Origin of the sequence: Streptomyces sp. GSL17-111, assembly GCF_037911585.1 — a bacterium.
Lineage (GTDB): Bacteria > Actinomycetota > Actinomycetes > Streptomycetales > Streptomycetaceae > Streptomyces.
In genome coordinates, this window is record NZ_JBAJNS010000001.1 from 853,816 (window position 1) to 872,503 (window position 18,688).

General features: G+C 74.4%; 19 protein-coding genes. 7 read left to right on the plus strand and 12 right to left on the minus strand.

All coding sequences use genetic code 11. The features are described 5' to 3' along the window. The first annotated feature begins 14 nt into the window (after positions 1-14). On the plus strand, positions 15-617 hold the full coding sequence (locus V6D49_RS03515) for a hypothetical protein (RefSeq protein WP_340557015.1): 603 nt from the start codon (positions 15-17) through the stop codon (positions 615-617). Further along, positions 614-1,768, plus strand: a complete 1,155-nt coding sequence (locus tag V6D49_RS03520; protein WP_340557017.1) for an FAD-dependent monooxygenase — start codon at positions 614-616, stop codon at positions 1,766-1,768. Before V6D49_RS03515 ends, V6D49_RS03520 begins: the two co-directional genes overlap by 4 nt. Here V6D49_RS03520 and V6D49_RS03525 read toward each other — a convergent pair. After that, complete coding sequence (locus tag V6D49_RS03525; RefSeq protein ID WP_340557018.1) at positions 1,762-2,790, minus strand: helix-turn-helix domain-containing protein; 1,029 nt, start codon at positions 2,788-2,790, stop codon at positions 1,762-1,764. The genes V6D49_RS03520 and V6D49_RS03525 overlap by 7 nt on opposite strands. 369 nt (positions 2,791-3,159) lie before the next feature. Between V6D49_RS03525 and V6D49_RS03530 the strand changes: the two genes are divergently transcribed. After that, on the plus strand, positions 3,160-3,642 hold the full coding sequence (locus tag V6D49_RS03530) for a MarR family winged helix-turn-helix transcriptional regulator (protein WP_340557020.1): 483 nt from the start codon (positions 3,160-3,162) through the stop codon (positions 3,640-3,642). A 24-nt stretch (positions 3,643-3,666) separates the two neighbouring features. Here V6D49_RS03530 and V6D49_RS03535 read toward each other — a convergent pair whose 3' ends face one another. Then, positions 3,667-4,248: a DsbA family oxidoreductase gene (locus V6D49_RS03535; RefSeq protein WP_340557022.1), complete on the minus strand. Its 582-nt coding sequence runs from the start codon at positions 4,246-4,248 to the stop codon at positions 3,667-3,669. 578 nt (positions 4,249-4,826) lie between these two features. On the opposite strand from V6D49_RS03535, the gene V6D49_RS26175 reads away from it, so the two are divergent. Continuing rightward, a complete protein-coding gene (locus V6D49_RS26175) occupies positions 4,827-5,096 on the plus strand; it encodes a hypothetical protein (RefSeq protein WP_445330456.1) in 270 nt (89 codons plus the stop codon). 349 nt (positions 5,097-5,445) lie between these two features. On the opposite strand, the gene V6D49_RS03545 is transcribed toward V6D49_RS26175, so the two are convergent. Next, a complete protein-coding gene (locus V6D49_RS03545) occupies positions 5,446-5,844 on the minus strand; it encodes a RidA family protein (RefSeq protein WP_340557024.1) in 399 nt (132 codons plus the stop codon). Beyond that, positions 5,841-6,950: an acyl-CoA dehydrogenase family protein gene (locus tag V6D49_RS03550; RefSeq protein ID WP_340557026.1), complete on the minus strand. Its 1,110-nt coding sequence runs from the start codon at positions 6,948-6,950 to the stop codon at positions 5,841-5,843. Before V6D49_RS03550 ends, V6D49_RS03545 begins: the two co-directional genes overlap by 4 nt. A gap of 123 nt (positions 6,951-7,073) precedes the next feature. Between V6D49_RS03550 and V6D49_RS03555 the strand changes: the two genes are divergently transcribed. From V6D49_RS03555 to V6D49_RS03565, 3 genes are read left to right on the plus strand one after another with little or no spacing between them, the layout of a single operon-like run. Further along, positions 7,074-8,702 carry an AMP-binding protein gene (locus V6D49_RS03555; protein WP_340557028.1) on the plus strand — a complete coding sequence of 543 codons (1,629 nt, stop codon included), beginning with the start codon at positions 7,074-7,076 and terminating at the stop codon, positions 8,700-8,702. Between the two features lie 31 nt (positions 8,703-8,733). Further along, complete coding sequence (locus tag V6D49_RS03560; protein ID WP_340557029.1) at positions 8,734-9,552, plus strand: PaaX family transcriptional regulator; 819 nt, start codon at positions 8,734-8,736, stop codon at positions 9,550-9,552. A gap of 41 nt (positions 9,553-9,593) precedes the next feature. After that, positions 9,594-9,902 (plus strand): DUF3099 domain-containing protein, encoded by a 309-nt coding sequence (locus V6D49_RS03565; protein ID WP_340557030.1) that lies wholly within the window; start codon positions 9,594-9,596, stop codon positions 9,900-9,902. 6 nt (positions 9,903-9,908) lie between these two features. Here the strand turns inward: V6D49_RS03565 and V6D49_RS03570 are convergent, their stop codons facing one another. The 8 genes from V6D49_RS03570 to V6D49_RS03605 all read right to left on the minus strand — a co-directional run bounded on the left by V6D49_RS03570 (position 9,909) and on the right by V6D49_RS03605 (position 18,572). Further along, entirely contained in the window at positions 9,909-12,191 is a 2,283-nt protein-coding gene (locus V6D49_RS03570; protein WP_340557032.1) for a bifunctional salicylyl-CoA 5-hydroxylase/oxidoreductase, read from the minus strand. Next, positions 12,176-13,003 carry an enoyl-CoA hydratase family protein gene (locus tag V6D49_RS03575; protein ID WP_340557033.1) on the minus strand — a complete coding sequence of 276 codons (828 nt, stop codon included), beginning with the start codon at positions 13,001-13,003 and terminating at the stop codon, positions 12,176-12,178. The genes V6D49_RS03570 and V6D49_RS03575 overlap by 16 nt, the downstream gene beginning before the upstream one ends. A gap of 80 nt (positions 13,004-13,083) precedes the next feature. Next, positions 13,084-14,088 (minus strand): ornithine carbamoyltransferase, encoded by a 1,005-nt coding sequence (gene argF / locus V6D49_RS03580; protein ID WP_340557034.1) that lies wholly within the window; start codon positions 14,086-14,088, stop codon positions 13,084-13,086. A gap of 90 nt (positions 14,089-14,178) precedes the next feature. Next, the gene (locus V6D49_RS03585; protein ID WP_340557035.1) at positions 14,179-15,405 is read right to left on the minus strand and encodes an arginine deiminase; all 1,227 of its coding nucleotides are present in this window, start codon (positions 15,403-15,405) and stop codon (positions 14,179-14,181) included. A 4-nt stretch (positions 15,406-15,409) separates the two neighbouring features. Further along, on the minus strand, positions 15,410-16,066 hold the full coding sequence (locus V6D49_RS03590) for a hypothetical protein (RefSeq protein WP_340557036.1): 657 nt from the start codon (positions 16,064-16,066) through the stop codon (positions 15,410-15,412). A 102-nt stretch (positions 16,067-16,168) separates the two neighbouring features. Next, a complete protein-coding gene (gene mmuM / locus V6D49_RS03595; protein ID WP_340557038.1) occupies positions 16,169-17,068 on the minus strand; it encodes a homocysteine S-methyltransferase in 900 nt (299 codons plus the stop codon). Continuing rightward, positions 17,065-17,988 (minus strand): LLM class F420-dependent oxidoreductase, encoded by a 924-nt coding sequence (locus V6D49_RS03600; protein ID WP_340557040.1) that lies wholly within the window; start codon positions 17,986-17,988, stop codon positions 17,065-17,067. The genes mmuM and V6D49_RS03600 overlap by 4 nt, the downstream gene beginning before the upstream one ends. Before the next feature lie 161 nt (positions 17,989-18,149). Continuing rightward, positions 18,150-18,572 (minus strand): DUF6099 family protein, encoded by a 423-nt coding sequence (locus V6D49_RS03605; RefSeq protein WP_340557042.1) that lies wholly within the window; start codon positions 18,570-18,572, stop codon positions 18,150-18,152. Positions 18,573-18,688 lie beyond the last annotated feature (116 nt).

The window sequence follows — 18,688 nt, forward strand, 5'->3', positions numbered from 1 at the left end:
GGGGTGAACCGACCATGCGCACGCGCGGGAACACCGGTACCTCGACCCCGCCGCAGCCCGTGCGGTGGGAGCACTTCGCCGACCCCTTCACCCGCCGGCTGGTCGGGCACACCGGGTCCACGACCGAACAGCTCCGGCTGCGGACCGGACAGCCGCTGCTGCTGCGCCTCGTCAGCCAGCGGACGGGACCGCCGCAGGAGGCGGACCGGCCGCACGTGCCGCACGCGGCCCGGCCGGCGCCGGGCACGCCCCGGCTGGTGCGGGTGACGGAGTTGGTGACCCCGCAGGGTCTCACCGTCTCCCGCAACCTGGTGACGGGACGCGTGCCCACGGCACCGGCCGTCCTCGACGCCGTCACCTGCCCCCGCACCCCCCTGGGCAGCACGCTGCTGCGCACCGGCATGGCCCAGCGACGCACCCTGCTGAGCGCCGGCACCGCCCCGTGGCCGGGGACACCGGACTCCCCCGCCGTGCGCCGGGATTACCTGCTGCACCTGGCCGACGAGGCGCCGCTGTACGTCGTCGAGCACTTCAACCCCGCCGTGGTGCCGAGCGGTCGGCGTCCACCGGATGGCGGCCCCGCCCGGTCGCACCCGTACGAAGGGGCACGCACGTGAGCCGGTCCGTCCTCGTCGTCGGCGCGGGCCCGGTGGGGCTGAGCGCCGCGCTGGCGGCCGCCGCGTCCGGGCTGTCACCGCGCGTCCTGGAGGCGCGCGGTCGTGACGAGGAACGCGCGGGCAGCCGGGCCCTTTTCGTCCACCGCGCCACGCTGCGGCACCTGGAGGCCGTGCGCCCGGGGCTCGGCGCCGCCGTCGCCGGACAGGGGCTGACCTGGTCCACCCACCGCACGCTGTGGGCGGGTTTGGAGGTCCACCGGCGCTCCTTCGGCGCAGACCCGGCGCGGTCGGGGCTCCCTCCCTTCACCAGCCTGCCGCAGACGGCGCTGGAGGATCTCCTGCGCGACGCGTGCGAGGCGTCCGGCATCCCGGTGACCTGGGGCGACGCCGCGGAGCAGGTGACCGTCACACGCGAGGACGTGCGCGTGCGCACCGCCTCCGGGGCCGAGCACCGGGCCGGCCATCTCATCGCCTGCGACGGACCGCGCTCCGCCGTGCGCGCGGAGCTCGGGGTGGCGATGGAGGGCGTGACCACGCCCGCCGACTTCGTCGTGCTCGACGTCGACGAGGGCACGCTCCCCGCCGAGCCGGAACGCGTCTTCCACTACCGGCACCCGGCGCTGCGGCGGAACGTCCTCCTCGTCCCGTTCCGCGGGGGCTGGCGGATCGACGTGCAGTGCCGCCCCGGGGAGGACCCGGACCGCGTCGCCGGAGAGACGTCCGAGCGGCTGTCCGACGTCGTACCCCAGCTGCGCGGGCCGCGGATCACCTGGACGTCGGTCTACCGGTTCCAGCAGCGCGTGGCGGGAAGCTTCACCGACCCGCAGGCCCGCGTCCTGCTCGCGGGGGAAGCCGCCCACCTGCTGCCCCCGTTCGGCGCCCGGGGCATGAACTCCGGCATCGCCGACGCGGTGGCCGCCGCCCGCGCCGTGCGCGAGGACGGCGTCGCGGCCTACGCCCACGAGCGCCGCCGGGCGGCGGAGCAGAACGTGGCGGCGGCCGGCAGTGCCCTGCGCCACCTGCTCGCGCCCCGCCGCCGGCAGCGGTGGGCGCAGCGCGCGGCGGCGGCGGTCGCGCCCTGGTCGTCCGCGGCGGGCCGCTGGCTGGACGCGGCGCCCTACGGACCACGGCTGCGTTCCGTCCGCTACTGACCCCGGGCGCCGCCGGCGCCCACCTGCTCCGCGAACGCCTCCCACAGCCGGCCGCAGGCGCGCGCCATCGCGGCCACGTCCTCGGTGCGGTGGCCCGGGACCGCCTCCGCCATGGCTCCCCACTCGTCCGTCGCCACCTTCAACTGGCCGAGCAGCCGCAGGAGCGCGCGGCCGGACTCACTGTGGCGCAGCGCCGGATCGCCGCACAGGCTTCCGTAGAGGTCACCCAGCTCCTTCGCCGGGGCGGGGCGCTGCGCGGCGGGACGGCCCGGCCGCCGTGGCGCGGGCGGCGGTCCACCGGCGGCCGGGGCGGGGCGCCGGAGCCGGGCGGGGACGGGGTCCTCACCCCGGCTGACCCGGTCCCGCACGTCGCGGACCGTGGCGGGCGAGAGGCCGGTGAGCCGACCGATCTCCCGCAGGGACAGACCGGGCTCCTCGGCCAGCAGCCGGCGCGCCTCCTGACGTTCGGTCACGGTGCTGAGCGGCCTGGTCCGGCCGTCCCGGCCGACCCGGACCGGGCCGGCGGGAAGGGCGGCTCGTCGGCGCAGGGCGGCGACGGCGTGCGCCGAGAGGCCGGTCACCGCTCCGATGGAGCGGTCCGACCAGTGGGCGTGGGTGGCGAGGATGCGCGCGGCCGCCGCCGAACGCTCCGACGGTGTGAAGGGCAGCCCGTGCGTGGAGTTGGCGGTGACGGCGAGCACGAACGCGTCCTCCGGGGTGCCGTCGAAGAACCGCGCCGGGATGTGGGTGGCCCCCCGCAGCACGGCGACGCGCAGCCGGTACGTCCCGTCGATGACGCGCATCGTGGAGCGGTGGACGATGACGGGGGGCAGTTCGCCGGGCCACGCGGCCAGCGCCCGGAGGTGGTCGGGGTCCCCCGCCGCCGCCGAGCGCGGCGAGTCGGCCGGACGCAGATCCGCGATCGGCACCGGGACGGTGGGAGAGAGGCGGTCCGGGCCGGGGGCGTCGAACGGCTCGGGTAACGCGGCGGTTCTTCGGACGAGTCCGGATTGACTGATCATGTGACCCTCTGTGTGCGGACGTCGAGGTGGCCAACTGCGCGCATCACACGGTTGGTCACGCGTGGAGAGATGTCGGGCCATGAGCAGAACCGTGCGACCGCACCTCAAAAAGCTTTCCAGAAAGGTACATCGACATGCTAATATCACGCGCTCCACGGAATCAACTGGCCAATATTGCCAGGGCCCACCCCGTCGGCGAACGTTGCCTTTTACACTTGCTCAAGCAAGGGCGCCGGGGGCCGCCTTCACCACGGAGTGGGATTCAGACAGCCCCCTCTTCGGCTTCGCGCCCCCGCATCGAGCCTTCGCTCGTCGCTGCGCGGACCGGCCCGGGGAGCAGAGGCTCCAGAAGCAGAAGGAGAACGCTGAATGGCGCCTTCGGACGACTTCACGGTGAACCCCGCCCTGCTCGCCCACCAGGTGGATCGGCTGGGCCAGCTGCTGAGCTCCGCGACCGCCGCGGCAGCGGCCCGCGTGGGACTCACCCGTGCGGAGGCCGACATCCTCAGGGCCCTGCTGAGAGCCCAGGACCACCGCCTGCGGCCGACGTCACTGGCGGCCACCTGCGGGCTGTCGTCCGGGGGAACGAGCAACATCATTCAGCGCCTCGCCCGGTCGGGTTTCGTCAACCGCGAGGCGAACACCCGCGACGGCCGGAGCAACTGGGTCCATCTCACCCCCGAAGGCGCGGAGTTGACGCGTGTCGTGGCCGAGACGGTCACGGAGTGCCATGCCCGCCTCCTCGCCCGGCTGCCCTGCGGCACGGCGGCGCACCTCCTGCAGGCGCTCAACACGACGCTCGCCCACATCGACGAGGCGGGAGAGCCGACGACGGCCGGTCGGGGCAACTGACCCCCGTCGGTGTGCCGTCCGCTCTCACGGCCGCAGCACCCGCGCGGAGCCCGCGTCGGCGGTCAGGCGGTCCATCTGGGCCTCCGTGGGCACCCCCTCGATCCGGTGCCGGCCGCAGACCAGCGTCGGCACGACCGTGACGTGGCGCCCCTCCCGCAGTGCCGCCCGGTGCCGCTGGGCGTAGTGCTGAGAGGTGACGGCTCTTCGGAAGGCCTCGGGCTCCAGTCCCGCCCGTTCGGCCGCCCCCACCAGTTGCCCCAGCGCCCCGATGTCACGCCCCTCGGAGAAGTAGGCGGCGTAGACGTGGTCGCTGTAGTTCTCCCCCAGTCCCTGGTCACAGGCGTACTGATAGCCGCGCAGGGCCAGTCGTCCGCTGGTCGGTCTGGGCGCTGACGCGCCCACCTCCTGGCCCAGCCTGCTCGCCAGGCGGCGCACCCCGAACTCCCAGACGAGACCCGAGGGCGGCAGCGGCCCCTGGCGCAGGACTCCCCCCTCGTGCGGTAACCACCGGACCTCCACGGCCGCCCCGGCCAGCGTGCTCCCGACGATGCGTCGGGTCAACATACTGAAAGGAGACAAGTAGTTGAACCATATGCGGATGACCATGGAACGGCCCACACCTCCCACTTCGCCGAGCCCCCCGTCCGCCGGCGTTCCGGACCGAACCCTGTACGCACCTTCGGCAGCGGCGGGCCCCAAAGGAATATACGCGCGTCATTACCCCGTGAGCCCGGTTCCTACCCCTGAGCGACGTTTCCGGTGGTCAGGTGGATCCGACGCACCGACTGGTCCACCCGCCGGGAGCGACCGGACAAGCCCGGCAGATCAGATGAAGCGGACCCGCCGTCGGCCGCTCCGGGAGGAGTTCGCCGTGTTTGCTCCCGCACGAATCCGAGCGCCGTGCACGCCCCCGGGGCCCGCCCGGGCAGCGGGGACGCGCGGCGCGGATGATACCGGGGAACCCCCTGAGCAGCTCACCGGGAAAGGCGAAAAATCGCCCCTCCCGGGGCCGTCGATATCCCCCTGCGCACCCCTGCACATTTCCGGTGTCCTTTCCCTCGCTTCCGTCTCGCTGAGGACTCAGGACCCTCGGAGCGTGCCCAGGAAGCGGATGTGGGCGGAGCCCGGGACCGTCGAGGGTGACGGCCGCCCGCACCCCGTAGACGTCGGCGATGAGGCTTTCCGTGAGCACCTCCCGGGGACTGCCGCAGGCCACCGTCCGGCCGCGACTCAGGACGGCGACCCGGTCGCAGTACGACCAGACGTCCCGTACGCCGATGTCCGCAGGACCGATCGTGATGGCCACGGCGACGGACGCGCAGAGCGCGGCGAGCCCCGCCGTCCGGGCGAGGGCGCCGCCCCAGCGCCGTGCCGCGCCGGAGGAACCGGCCACCGGGGCCCGGCGCACCCGTGCCTTCCCAGCCGTGGCCGCCTCAGAACCGCTCACGGGGTGAAACCGTGGGTGCGCAGCGCTTCCGCGACCTTCTCGACACCTTCGATGCCACGCCCGTCGCCCTCACCGCTGCGCGTCAGTTCCGGATTCCCACCGGTATTCCCTGACCTGTGCCCGAGGGGCACCAGGTGCGACTGGCCCGGGAGAGTTACCACGGCGGGGTCGCCGATCGGGCGGGTCCGGGGACGCCGGGACGCCCCGCTCGGTGGCCCCGGGACGCTCGGCGGGGAGGGGCGGGGAGCCCGTCGTCGAGGAGGGGGACAGTGCGGTGACGACGGTGGTGAGGGCCCGAGCATGCTCGGTGATGTCGCGCGTACCGGTCGCGGCATCCGCGCGGGCACCAGCCCGGCTCAGGGGAGGAGGGCCAGGCCGTCGAGCTCGACGAGGGCCTCCTCGTCCCACAGCCGGGCGACGCCGATGAGGGCCATCGCCGGGTAGTCGCGGCCCGCGTGGGCGCGCCACAGGCCACCGAGGGCGGCCGCGTGCGCGCGATAGGCGGGGACGTCGGTGGTGTAGACGGTGACGCGGGCGAGGTCGGCCGGGGTGCCGCCGGCCGCGCGGAGGGCGGTCAGCAGGTTCGCCAGGGCCCGCTCGAACTGTTCGGGCAGCCCGCCGGGTATGACGCGCCCCTGGCCGTCGAGCGCCGTCTGCCCGGCGAGCATCACCAGGCGGGAACCGGTGGCGACGACGGCGTGGCTGAAGCCGGAGGGGCGGGCGAGCCCGGCGGGGTTGAGGCGGTGCAGGGTCACCGGTACAGCTCCTTCGCGATGATCGTGCGCTGGACCTCGGTGGCCCCCTCGTAGATGCGGGGGGCGCGCACCTCCCGGTAGAGGTGTTCGAGGAGGTGCCCGCGCTGGAGGGCGCGGGCACCGTGGATCTGGACGGCGGTGTCGACGACGTACTGGGCGGTCTCGGTGGCGAACAGCTTCGCCATCGCGGAGCGGGCCGCGACGTCGGGCGCGCCCCGGTCGCAGGCCGCCGCGGCGGCGTGGACGAGGAGCCGGGCGGCCTCCACCCGGGTCGCCATCTCGGCCAGTTGGTGGCTCACCGCCTGGAGGGCGCGCAGCCGTCCGCCGAAGGCCCGGCGCTCGTCGGCGTGGGCGAGCGAGGCGTCCAGCGCGGCCTGGGCCATGCCCACGGCGAAGGCGCCGACGCTGGGCCTCAGGAGGTTGAGGGTGCGCATGGCGAGGGTGAAGCCGCCTCCGACGTCGCCGAGGAGGTCCTCGCGGCCGACGGGGACGCCGTCGAACTCCAGGGTGCCGATGGGGTGCGGAGAGAGCATGTCGAGCGGTGTCACCGAGAGCCCCGGCCGGTCGGCGGCGAGGAGGAAGGCGGTGACGCCCCGGGCTCCGGCGTCTTCGCCCGTACGCGCGAAGACGGTCAGGAGGTCGGCGCCGGGGGCGTTGGAGATCCATGTCTTGGTGCCGGTCAGGCGCCAGCCCGCGCCGTCCGGCCGGGCCCGCAGCGAGAGGGCCGCTGCGTCGGACCCGGCGTCCGGCTCGGACAGGGCGAAGGCGGCGACGGCGCGCCCGGCGGCGACCTCGGGCAGCCAGCGGTCGCGTTGGGCGGCGCTGCCGGCCAGCACCATCGGGTAGGCGCCGAGTCCCTGGAGGGCGAGGGCCGTCTCCGCCTCGGTGCAGCCGTGGGCCAGGGACTCGCGCAGGAGGCACAGTTCGAGGGCGCGGACCGGGAAGAGGCGGCTCAGGAGTCCGAGGTCGCCGAGGGCGGCGAGGAGTGGCCGGTTGACGGTACCGGGGGTGCCGCGTTCGGCGAGCGGCCGCAGCGTTCCGGCGGCGAGGGCGCGGAGTTCGGCGCAGCGCGCCGTCTGCTCGGGTTCCAGGGCGAACTGCGGCATCCGGCTCCTCCGGGTCGTGTATTGCGATCTGTTGACTGTCGTCACCATCACGCTACGCTCAACCGCACACGGCATGCCAGGAACCACCCCATTTCTTCGGTACGCCCAAGGGGAGATCCCGCCATGGAGCTGAGCCGGTCCGCCCACGTGGACACCTTCGCCCGCGACCACCTGCCACCGGCCGGACAGTGGCCCGTACTCCTCCTCGACGGCCCCGGCCCCCGCTACCCCGAGCGGCTCAACTGCGCCACCGAGCTGCTGGACGCCACCGCCCGGCGGCTGGGCGAGGACCGAACCGCCCTGCACGACGCCCGGGGACCGCGCTTCACCTACGGCGAGCTCCGCGCCGAGGTGGACCGCATCGCCCACGTGCTCACCGCCGACCTCGGCGTGGTGCCCGGGAACCGGGTCCTGCTGCGCGGGCCGAACTCGCCGCGTCTGGCGGCCTGCTGGCTCGCCGTGCTCAAGGCCGGGGCGGTCGCCGTCACGGTGCTGGCGGCGCAGCGCCGCGCCGAGTTGCGGACGGTCTGCGAGCTGGCCCGGATCGGACACGCCCTGTGCGACGTCTCGGCGCTGGAGGAACTGGTCGGCGCGGAGGTCACCGGGCTGCGGCTGACCACCTTCGGCGGCGAGGAGGACGAGCTGCGCCGGCTGGGGGCGGCGCACCCCGCGCCGTACCGGGCCGTCGACACCGCCGCCGACGACGTCGCCCTCATCGCCTTCACCTCCGGCACCACGGGCCGTCCCAAGGGCTGCGTCCACTTCCATCGCGACGTGCTCGCCGTCGCCGACACCTTCTCCGCGCACGTCCTGCGCCCCGAGCCGGACGACGTCTTCGCGGGCTCTCCCCCACTCGGCTTCACCTTCGGGCTCGGCGGGCTCCTCGTCTTCCCCCTACGGGCCGGGGCCTCCGCCGTGCTGGAGCAGTGGAGCGGCCCGCAGCAGATGCTGGAGGCCGTCGAACGGCACCGCGTGAGCGTGCTGTTCACGGCCCCGACCGGCTACCGGGCGCTCCTGGAGCGGCTCGACGGCCGGGACGTCTCCTCGCTGCGGCGCTGCGTGTCCGCCGGCGAGAACCTCCCGGCCGTCACCTGGACCGCCTGGGAGCGCGCGACCGGGCTGCGGCTGATCAACGGCATCGGCGCCACGGAGATGCTCCACATCTTCCTCTCGGCCGCCGACGAGGCCGCCCGCCCCGGGGTGACGGGCGTGCCCGTACCGGGCTTTCAGGCACAGGTCCAGGGCCCCGACGGCCTGCCGGTGCCGGACGGCGAGCCGGGCCTGCTCGCCGTCCGGGGCCCCGTCGGCTGCCGCTACCTCGCCGACGACCGGCAGCGCGCCTACGTGCGGGCGGGCTGGAACCTCACGGGCGACACCTACGTGCGGGAGCCCGACGGCTCCTACCGGTACGTCGCGCGCGCCGACGACATGATCGTGTCCGCCGGCTACAACATCGCCGGACCGGAGGTCGAGGACGCGCTGCTGCGCCACCCGGACGTCGCCGAGGTGGCCGTCGTCGGGCGGCCCGACGAGCGGCGCGGGCAGATCGCGGTCGCCCACGTCGTCCTGCGCGAGGGGGTCCCGGCGACGGCCGCGACGGCGGAGGGCCTGCGGGCCTTCGCCCGCACGGAGCTGACGCCCTACAAGTGCCCGCGTGCCGTCGTGTTCACCGCCGCCCTCCCCCGCACCCCGACCGGAAAGCTCCAGCGGTACCGGCTGCGCGGGCCCGGCCCCGCCGCGACCGACGGGTAACCCGGGTGCCACGGCCCTTAGAGTGACGGGCGTGGCAGAGCAGCACACACCCGGATCGCTCATCCTCACCTTCTACGGCGCCTACGGCCGCGACCTCGCTCCCGAGGCCCGCGTCCCCGTCGCGGCGCTCATCCGCCTGCTGGCGCCGCTCGACGTGGACGGCCCCGCCGTGCGCTCGGCGGTCTCCCGGCTCAAGCGGCGCGGGCTGCTGACGGTCGCCGACGCCGGGAGCAAGACCGCGGGCTACGCGCCCTCCGCCGCCGCCCGGCAGCTCCTGGAGGACGGCGACCGGCGGATCTACCGACGTCCGCGACCGGACGGGCAGTGGCTCCTCGCCGTCTTCTCGGTGCCGGAGAGCGAGCGCACCAAACGCCATCTGCTGCGCTCCCGGCTGGCCCGGCTCGGCTTCGGCCACGCGGCGCCCGGGGTCTGGATCGCGCCCTCCCACCTGGCGGAGGAGACCCGGCACACCCTGCGGCGGCTGGACCTGGACGGGTACGTCGACCTCTTCCTCGGCACCCACGCGGGCTTCGCCCCCACCGCACGCACCGTCGCCCGCTGGTGGGACCTCGACGCGCTCGCCGCGCTCCACCACGCTTTCCTCGGCGCCCACGAGCCGGTGCTGGACACCTGGTCCCCCCTGGCGGGCCGTCCCTCGCCCGTCGAGGCGTACCGCGACTACCTGGCGGCCCTGGACGCCTGGCGGCAGTTGCCCTACGCCGACCCCGGCCTGCCCCCGTCGCTGCTGCCCGCCGACTGGCCCGGCGAGCGCTCCGCCGCCGTCTTCGCCGGGCTGCACGAACGGCTGCGGGACCGGGGGGCCGAGTTCGTGCGCGAGCAGCTCGCCTGACGTCCGGGCGCGGCCGGGGGCGCCGGGCGTAGCCTGGAGGCATGCCCGACCGCAGGCCCCCGGGCGGCGTCCCCACCGGGACGCAGCCACGACGGGAGCGACGCTACTTCGCGCTGATGGCGGTGTGCCTGGCGCTCTTCGTCAGCGCCTGGGCCTTCGTGCGGCTGTTCTCCGTACCGCTGGCCGTCGGCATGTGCGTGGTGGCCGCGCTCATTCCCCCGGTGGCGGCCGTCGTGGCCAACCGCCGCGAGGAGTCGGACCACTGGTGGGACGAAGGTGCGGACGGTCCCGGGGACGGTCCCGGGAACGGCGACGCGCACGGGGACGGGACCGGAGGCCGGGACGTCTGACCGGCCTCAGAGGGCGAGCCTCGGGCGGGGCGCGTCCGTCCGCCCGGTCGGCGGGATGCGGCTGCCCGCGCGGTAGGGCGCGGGCCAGGGGGCGCCGGGGCCGCTGTAGCCCTGCTCGGCGGCGGCGTGCAGCGTCCAGTGCGGGTCGTACAGGTGCGGACGGGCCAGCGCGCACAGGTCCGCCCGGCCGGCCAGGACGAGGGAGTTCACGTCGTCCCAGGAGGAGAGGGCACCGACGGCGATGACGGGCAGGCCGAGGGTGTTGCGGATGCGGTCCGCGTACGGCGTCTGGTAGGAGCGGCCGTGGTCGGGGCGTTCGTACGGGACGACCTGGCCCGTGGAGACGTCGATGGCGTCGGCGCCGTGGTCGCGGAAGGCGGCGGCGATGCCGAGCGCGTCCTCGGACGTCGTGCCGCCCGGGGCCCAGTCGGTCGCGGAGATCCGTACGGTCAGGGCCCGGGCGGCCGGCCACTGCTCCCGCACGGCGTCGAAGACCTCCAACGGGAACCGCAGCCGGGCCGCGAGGTCGCCGCCGTAGGCGTCGGTGCGGTGGTTGGTGAGCGGGGAGAGGAAGCTGGAGAGCAGGTAGCCGTGCGCGCAGTGCAGCTCCAGGACGTCGAAGCCGGCGCGGGCGGCGCGGCGGGCCGCGCCGGCGAACCGCCCGCGCAGCCGGACCAGGTCCGCGCGCGTCAACTCCCTGGGCCGTTGGCTGACTCCGTCGAGGTAGGGCAGGGCGGAGGGCGCGACGAGCGGCCAGTTGCCCTCCGCGAGCGGCTGGTCGATGCCCTCCCACATCACCCGCGTGGACCCCTTGCGGCCCGCGTGGCCGAGCTGGACGCCGACGGCCGCCGTGGGCGACTGTGCCCGCACGAAGTCGGTGACGCGGCGCCAGCCGTCCTCCTGGGCGTCGTTCCACAGCCCGGCGCAGCCCGGGGTGATGCGCCCCTCGGGGCTGACGCACACCATCTCGGTCATCACCAGGCCGGCGCCGCCGAGCGCCCGGGCGCCGAGGTGGACGAGGTGGAAGTCGCCCGGGACACCGTCGCGTGCCACGTACATGTCCATGGGCGAGACGACCACGCGGTTGCGCAGGCGGACTCCCCCCAGGGTGAACGGGGTGAACATGGGCGGGGTGCCCGGCGGGAACCCGGCCTCCCCGGCGACGGCGTCCGTGAAGGCCGCGTCGCGCAACCGCAGGTTGCCGTGGGTGACGCGACGGCTGCGCGTGAGCAGGTTGAACGCGAACCGCCGCGGCGGCTGGTGCACGTACCCGGCCACATCCTCGAACCACTCCAGGCTGGCGCGGGCGGCCCGCTGCACCGACTGCACGACGGGCCGCCGCTCCGCCTCGTAGGCGGCCAGCGCCTCGGGGACGGAGGGCTGTTCGCGCAGGCAGGCGGCGAGGGCGAGGGCGTCCTCGACGGCGAGTTTGGTGCCCGAGCCGATGGAGAAGTGCGCGGTGTGGGCGGCGTCGCCGAGCAGGACGGTCCGGCCGTGGTACCAGCGCTCGTTGACCACGGTGCGAAAGCGCGTCCACCGCGAGGCGTTGCCGCGCAGGGGCCGGCCGCCGAGCGCGTCGGCGAAGATCCGCGCGCAACGCCGCGCCGAGGCGGCCTCGTCCAGGCCCGCGAACCCGGCGTCCCGCCACACCTCCTCGCGCATCTCGACGATGACGGTGGAGCGGTCGGGTGCGTACGGGTAGCCGTGCAGCTGCATGACGCCGTGGGGCGTCTCGGCGATCTCGAAACGGAAGGCCGTGAAGGCGACGTCGGCCGCGAGCCAGATGTAGCGGCAGCGGTGCGCGGTCAGGTGCGGGCCGAACGCGTCCCGCCCGGCCTCGCGGATGGTGCTGTGCACGCCGTCGGCGGCGACCACCAGGTCGTGTGTGTCGGCGAGTTCGCCCGCGGGCGGGGCCTCGGCGGAGAAGCGCAGGTCGACGCCGAGCTCCCGGCAGCGCGCGTGCAGCACGGAGAGCAGTGCGCGGCGGCCGAGGGCGGCGAACCCGTGCCCACCGGAGGTCAGGGTGCGGCCGCGGTGGACGACGTCGATGGTGTCCCAGCGCACGAAGCGCTCACGCAGGGCGGCGTGGACGACGGGATCGGCCTCCTCGATGCCGCCCAGCGTCTCGTCCGAGAGGACGACGCCGAAGCCGAAGGTGTCCTCGGGCGCGTTGCGTTCGAAGACGGTGACGCGGCGGGCCGGGTCGAGGCGCTTGAGCAGCGCCGCCGCGTAGAGCCCGCCGGGGCCCCCGCCGACGACGGCGACGCGGTGCGCTACCTGCCCTGCCATACGGGGGGCCTCTTCCCGGTGAAGGCGGCGTGGAACTCGGCGTAGTCGGCGCTGTGCATGAGCAGGGCCTGGGTGGCGGCGTCCATCTCGACGGCCGCCGCCAGCGGCAGGTCCAGCTCGGCGGTGAGCAGCGCCTTCGTCTGGGCGTAGGCGAGGGCGGGGCCGTCGGCCAGCCGGCGGGCGAGTGCCCCGGCCGCCGTGTCGGCGTCACCGTCGCGCGTCAACCTGCTGATGAGGCCGATGCGTTCGGCCTCGTCGGCGGGGACGGGGTCACCGAGCATGAGGAGACGGGTGGCGTGCCCCAGGCCGACGACGCGCGGCAGGAGGTAGGCGGCGCCCATGTCCCCGCCGGAGAGGCCGACGCGGGTGAACAGGAACGAGAAGCGGGTGCTGGGGTCGGCGACGCGGAAGTCCGCGGCGAGCGCGAGCACGGCACCCGCCCCGGCGGCGGCGCCGTGCAGGGCCGCGACGACGGGGAAGGGCGCCTCCCGGATCGCCCGCACGACCTGCCCGGTCATGCGGTTGAAGTCGAGGAGCCGGGCGGTGTCGGCGCCGAGGGTGGCGCCGATGATCTCCTCCACGTCACCGCCGGAGCAGAAGCTCCTCCCCCGGCCGCCGAGGACCAGGGCCCGGGCGGAGCGCTCCCGTGTCAGCTCCGCCAGCAGGTCGCGGAGGTCGGCGTAGGCCGCGAACGTGAGGGCGTTGAGCCGGTGGGGACGGTTCAGGGTCACGGTCACGACGCCGTCGTCCCGTTCGACGTCGAGGTGGTGCCACTGGTCGGTGCTGCGAGCGGAACCGGTGAACGGGCTCATGACACGAACGTATCACCGGTTTCTGACTGTCGTCACGAGGGTGCGATAGACGCGGTCGGCCCCGGCGCACCTCGGAGCCGTCAACCGCCGGCCAGCGTGGCGACGAGCACCGCCTTGATCGTGTGCATCCGGTTCTCCGCCTCGTCGAAGACGACGGAGTGCTCGGACTCGAACACCTCGTCCGTCACCTCCAGGGCCGACAGCCCGTGGCGCGCGTGGATCTCACGGCCGACGGCCGTCCCGAGATCGTGGAAGGCGGGCAGGCAGTGCAGGAACCTGACCTGCGGGTTCTCCGTGGCCCGCAGTACCTCCATCGTGACGGCGTAGGGCGACAGCAGGCCGATGCGCTCGTCCCAGACGCCCTTGGGCTCGCCCATCGAGACCCACACGTCCGTCGCCACGAAGTCCGCGCCGTGCACCGCGTCGGCGACCTCCTCGGACAGGGTCACCCGGGCACCCGTGTCCCGCGCCAGCTCCCGGGCCCGCTCGACGACGTCCTGGTGCGGCCACAGCGCGCGGGGAGCGGCGATGCGGACGTCCATACCCAGCAGCGCACCGGTGACCAGGTACGAGTTGCCCATGTTGGAGCGGGCGTCCCCGAGGTAGGCGTAGGCGACCTCGCTCAGGGGCTTGTCGCAGTGCTCGGTCATCGTGAGCACGTCGGCCAGCATCTGGGTGGGGTGCCACGTGTCGGTGAGGCCGTTGTACACCGGGACGCCGGCATGGGCCGCCAACTCCTCGACGACCTCCTGGCCGCTGCCCCGGTACTGGACGGCGTCGAACATCCGGCCCAGGACGCGGGCGGTGTCCTTCACGGACTCCTTGTGGCCGATCTGGGACGCGGAGGGGTCCAGGAACGTCGTCGCCGCACCCTGATCGGCCGCCGCGACCTCGAAGGCACAGCGGGTGCGGGTGGACGTCTTCTCGAAGACGAGCGCGATGTTGCGCCCCCGCAGCCGAGGCGTCTCGGTGCCCAGCTTCTTGGCGGCCTTGAGCTCGGCGGCGAGCCGGATCAGGTGACGGAACTCCTCGGGAGTGAAGTCCAGCTCCTTGAGGAAGTGGCGGCCGGTGAGATCTGTCGCCATGAGGATGGGCTCCTGGGTCGCGTAACCGATACGTACTGAAACTATATACGCGACATCGTATCTCTATGCAGCCGCTCTCCGGGCGGCCCCTCAGCCGACCGGATCGCGGTGCACCGGGCAGCTCATGCACCGCGGCCCGCCGCGCCCCCGGCCGAGCTCGCTCCCGGGGATCTCCAGCACCTCGATGCCCTCCTTGCGCAGGTGCGTGTTGGTCGTGACGTTGCGCTCGTAGGCCACGACGACGCCGGGCTCGACCGCCAGCACGTTGCAGCCGTCGTCCCACTGCTCCCGCTCGGCCGACCGCACGTCCTGCACGGCGGTGAGCACCCGGATCGCGTCCAGACCGAGGGCGGCGGCGATCGCGTGGTGCATGTGCTCCGGCGCGTGGCCGGTCACCTTCAGCTCGTCCCCGTCGGCCGCCGGCTCGATCGTGTAGGACGGCAGCATGCCCAGCCCCGCGTACTGGGTGAAGGTGTCCCCGTCGATCATCGTCATCACGGTGTCCAGGTGCATGAAGGAACGGGCCTTCGGCATGTCGAGCGCCACGATGGTGCGGGCCGAGCCCGACTCGAACAGCACCTTGGCGAGCATCTCGACCGCTTGCGGGGTGGTGCGCTCGCTCATCCCCACCAGGACCGCGCCGTTGCCGATGACGAGGACGTCGCCGCCCTCGATCGTCGAGGGGTGGGTGCTCTCCCCGCGCGACCAGAAGGCGAACTCCGCCCCGGTGAACAGCGGGTGGTGCTGGTAGATCGCCTCGAAGTGCACGGTCTCGCGCTGCCGGGCGGGCCAGCGCATGGCGTTTATGGCCACCCCGTCGTAGATCCAGGCCGAGGTGTCGCGGGTGAACAGGTGGTTGGGCAGCGGGCTGAGCAGGAAGTCGTCCGGGGCCATGATGTGGAAGCGCACGGACATGGGTTCCGCGTGCCGCTCCAGGAACTCCCGTTTGGTCTCACCGCCCACCAGGACGCGGGCCAGCTCCGCCGAGGGCAGCTCGTCGTAGGCCGCCCGCAGGTGGTCGGCGGCCAGCGGGCCGAACTCCTTCTCGTCGAAGACGCGCTCCAGGACCAGCGCACGGGCCGTCGGCAGGTCCAGGCTCTCCGTCAGCAGATCACCGAAGAGGTGCACCTCGACGCCCCGTTCGCGCAGGACGTCGGCGAACATGTCGTGCTCCTGACGCGCCCGGCGCACCCACAGGACGTCGTCGAAGAGGAGGTCGTCCTTGTTGGAGGGGGTGAGCCTTTTGAGCTCCAGCCCGGGGCGGTGCAGGATGACGCGGCGGAGCCGCCCGGCCTCGGAGTCGACGTGGAATCCCATGCGCTCATCCTTCCCGAGGCCGGTGCCCCGTGCCCAGCGAACGACGGACGTTTCCCGCCATGACCCCGCCCCCGCCCCCGCACCAGGCCGCTCGGCGGCCCGATCGACGCCTGCGGTGGTAGGAGACGGTGACGGCGGCCAGCAGCGGGCCCCAGGCCAGCAGGGGCAGATAGCACCATCCCAGCACCGCACGCCCCTCGGCGGAGATGGCGCCGTGCCCCACGCTGTTCCACAGCAACGCCTGACCGGTCAGCACCGACGTCAGCACCAGCGCACCGAGCGCGGCCGGGACGAGGACGGCCCACGGCGGTATGCGACGGCCGCCGACGAACGGCACCCACCCCGGCACCCGCTCGCCCCAGGGGCGGACCAGGCCCAGCGTGAGCAAGGCGAGGACCTCGGCCACGACGCTGATCCCGATGATGGTGACCGACCCCAGGCCCGGCGCGTCGTACTGGGAACGCAGCACCGCGTCGCTGTAGCCGACGGGGACGCCGAGCGCCATCGCGACGCGCCACACCCCGGAGGGCAGGACGGTGAGGGGAACGAGGTGCGCCGCCACCACCGCCCACCGCGGCGCGGGGACCGGGGCGTCGTCCGCCACCGTCGGGCGGGCGACCGTGTGGGCCGGGAAAGTGGTCAGGTGCTGGTCGTCGCGCATGCCTCCATGCTGTCGGTGGTGAACCCGCCCGTCGTCGGACCGGAGAACGGTCCGGCCCTCCCCCGCACGGGGGGACGGGCACCAGCCCCGGGTACCGGTCCGCTACCGCGCGAGGACGGGGGCGAGTCGGGCGATGCGGTCCGGGCCGACCCGGCAGCAGCCGCCGACGAGCCGGGCCCCCGCCGCCCGCCAGTGCACGGCCAGCCGCGGATCGTAGGAGGCCGGTCCCTCCCACCCACCGCGTGCCTGACTCCAGCGCTCCCCGCTGTTGGGGTAGGCGACGACCGGCTTCCCCGTGGCCTCGGCCGCAGCCGCCACCGCGAAGGCCACGTCCGCCGGTGCACAGCAGTTGACCCCGACGGCGGCCACCTGGTCGTTGCCCGACGCCACCGCGAACGCGTCCGGCAGCGGCTGCCCGGCCCGCGTCGCCTCCCCCCGCACGGTGTAGCTCAGCCACACGGGCAGCCCGCAGCCCTCCGCCGCGCGCAGCAGGGCCTCCGCCTCGCGCACGTCGGGCACCGTCTCCAGCGCGAGGACGTCCGGCCCGGCCGCCGCCAGCGCCTCGATCCGCGACCGGTGGAAGCGGACCAGTTCGTGTGTCGTGAGCCCGTACCGGCCCCGGTACTCGCTCCCGTCGGCGAGCACCGCGCCGTACGGCCCGACCGAGGCGGCCACCCACACCGGACGCTCCCCGGCCGCCTCGCGGGCGACGGCCACACTGCGCGCGAAGAGTCGGGCCGCCGCCTCCCCGGTGACGCCCCGCCGGGCGAAGCCCTCGAAGGACGCCTGGTAGCTCCCGGTGATCAGGACCCGCGCGCCCGCCGCGACGTAGGCGGCGTGCGCACGCGCCAGCTCCTGCGGGGCGTCGACCAACAGCCGCGCGGACCACAGCGCGTCGTCGAGGTCGCACCCCTGGTCGGCGAGCTGGTTGGACAGACCGCCGTCCAGGACGAGCGTCTCGCGGGCCAGCGCCTCCGCCAGCGGGCGCACGGGCCGGGTCACGGCAGCTGGGACTGGACCTGGGAGGAGATCAGCTCCAGGTGGTCCAGATCGTCCAGGTCGAGCACCTGGAGGTAGACGCGCGAGGCACCGATCTCGGCATACCGGCCGATCTTGTCCACGACCTCCGCCGGGGAGCCGGCCAGTCCGTTCTCCCGCAGCTCGGGCACCTCCCGCCCGATGGCGGCGGCGCGCCGGGCGACCTCGGCGTCGTCCTTGCCGACACAGGCCACCAGGGCGTTGGAGTACACCAGCTCCTCGGGGCGCCGGCCCTGCTCCGCCGCTGCGGCCCGGACCCGCCCGAACTGCCGGTCGCTGTCCTCGACGGAGGCGAAGGGGACGTTGAACTCGTCGGCGTAGCGCGCCGCGATGCGGGGCGTCCGGGTGGGGCCGAGCCCGCCGACGAGGACCGGGACGCGCTCCTGGGCCGGCTTGGGCAACGCGGGGCACTCCTGGAGCCGGTAGAACCTCCCGTCGAAGTCGAAGGTCCGGCCGGGCGGTGTGTTCCACATGCCGGTGACCACGGCCAGCTGCTCCTCCAGCCGGCCGAGCTTCTCCTGGGGGAACGGAATGCCGTAGGCGGTGTGTTCGGCCTCGAACCAGCCCGCCCCGAGCCCGAACTCCACCCGCCCTCCGGACATGGCGTCCACCTGGGCGACCTGGATCGCGAGCACACCCGGCAGCCGGAAGGTGCCCGCCGTCATCAGGGTGCCCAGGCGGATCCGGCTGGTCTCGCGGGCCAGCCCGGCGAGGGTGATCCAGGCGTCGGTCGGTCCGGGGAGCCCGTCCGCGTCCCCCATGGCCAGGTAGTGGTCCGACCGGAAGAAGGCGTCGAAGCCGAGCTCCTCGGTGGCCCTGGCCACGCGCAGCAGCGTCTCGTAGCTCGCCCCCTGCTGGGGCTCGGTGAAGATGCGAAGATCCATGCCCTCCATACTGCCGCGCCGGGGGAAGGGAGCGCGCGGAACGCACGCCGCGCACCACCCGACCGAAGACCCCACCGAACGTCCGACCCACCCTCCGCGGCGGTGGACGCACCCGGCTCCCGGAGTCGTTCACCCCCCTCGACGCGGCTGCCCGCACCGGGTCAGGCCAGGCACTCCAGGAGCGCGGTCGCGCGATCGGCCACCTCCCCCGCCGCGTCCAGGGCGTCCAGACAGTGCCCGTACAGCGTCTCGTCCTCCGCTCCGGCCGCCACCTCGACCAACGCGGCGCACAACTCCGCCAACAGGCCGCCGAGAGCGCCGAGAGCGCGGCGCGGGTCGCGGACTTCGGTGAGGCGCGCGGCCCGGATCTCGGCGGGGCAACCGGGGAGGCACCGCAGGCGGACCCCCGCCTCGGCGAGGGCACCGGCCGCCGCCCGGGCCTGGGGCGGGCCACTGCCCGCCAGCAGCCGCCCCACGGCCTGAGCGAGCGCCTGGACCTGCCACGCCTCCACCACGATCTGCGCGCCGTCCCCGCACCGGGTGAGCGCCGACCGACTGGCACCGACGAGCCGTACCGCATCCATCTGTCCTCTCCGTGAGCCCTCGCAGCGTCGAGCGTCACCACGTGACGCGTCGCCGGAACCCACCGTGACGGCTGCGCGGCAGGCTCGCCAGGACCCTCGGGAATCTGTGGATTACT

Bases quoted from the DNA above. Each gene is read 5' to 3' on its own strand.
- V6D49_RS03515 (WP_340557015.1), top strand. From the start codon at position 15: ATGCGCACGCGCGGGAACACCGGTACCTCGACCCCGCCGCAGCCCGTG.
- V6D49_RS03525 (WP_340557018.1), bottom strand. From the start codon at position 2,790: ATGATCAGTCAATCCGGACTCGTCCGAAGAACCGCCGCGTTACCCGAG.
- V6D49_RS03530 (WP_340557020.1), top strand. From the start codon at position 3,160: ATGGCGCCTTCGGACGACTTCACGGTGAACCCCGCCCTGCTCGCCCAC.
- V6D49_RS03535 (WP_340557022.1), bottom strand. From the start codon at position 4,248: ATGGTCATCCGCATATGGTTCAACTACTTGTCTCCTTTCAGTATGTTG.
- V6D49_RS03550 (WP_340557026.1), bottom strand. From the start codon at position 6,950: ATGCCGCAGTTCGCCCTGGAACCCGAGCAGACGGCGCGCTGCGCCGAA.
- V6D49_RS03555 (WP_340557028.1), top strand. From the start codon at position 7,074: ATGGAGCTGAGCCGGTCCGCCCACGTGGACACCTTCGCCCGCGACCAC.
- V6D49_RS03565 (WP_340557030.1), top strand. From the start codon at position 9,594: ATGCCCGACCGCAGGCCCCCGGGCGGCGTCCCCACCGGGACGCAGCCA.
- V6D49_RS03570 (WP_340557032.1), bottom strand. From the start codon at position 12,191: ATGGCAGGGCAGGTAGCGCACCGCGTCGCCGTCGTCGGCGGGGGCCCC.
- V6D49_RS03575 (WP_340557033.1), bottom strand. From the start codon at position 13,003: ATGAGCCCGTTCACCGGTTCCGCTCGCAGCACCGACCAGTGGCACCAC.
- argF (WP_340557034.1), bottom strand. From the start codon at position 14,088: ATGGCGACAGATCTCACCGGCCGCCACTTCCTCAAGGAGCTGGACTTC.
- V6D49_RS03585 (WP_340557035.1), bottom strand. From the start codon at position 15,405: ATGGGATTCCACGTCGACTCCGAGGCCGGGCGGCTCCGCCGCGTCATC.
- V6D49_RS03590 (WP_340557036.1), bottom strand. From the start codon at position 16,066: ATGCGCGACGACCAGCACCTGACCACTTTCCCGGCCCACACGGTCGCC.
- V6D49_RS03600 (WP_340557040.1), bottom strand. From the start codon at position 17,988: ATGGATCTTCGCATCTTCACCGAGCCCCAGCAGGGGGCGAGCTACGAG.
- V6D49_RS03605 (WP_340557042.1), bottom strand. From the start codon at position 18,572: ATGGATGCGGTACGGCTCGTCGGTGCCAGTCGGTCGGCGCTCACCCGG.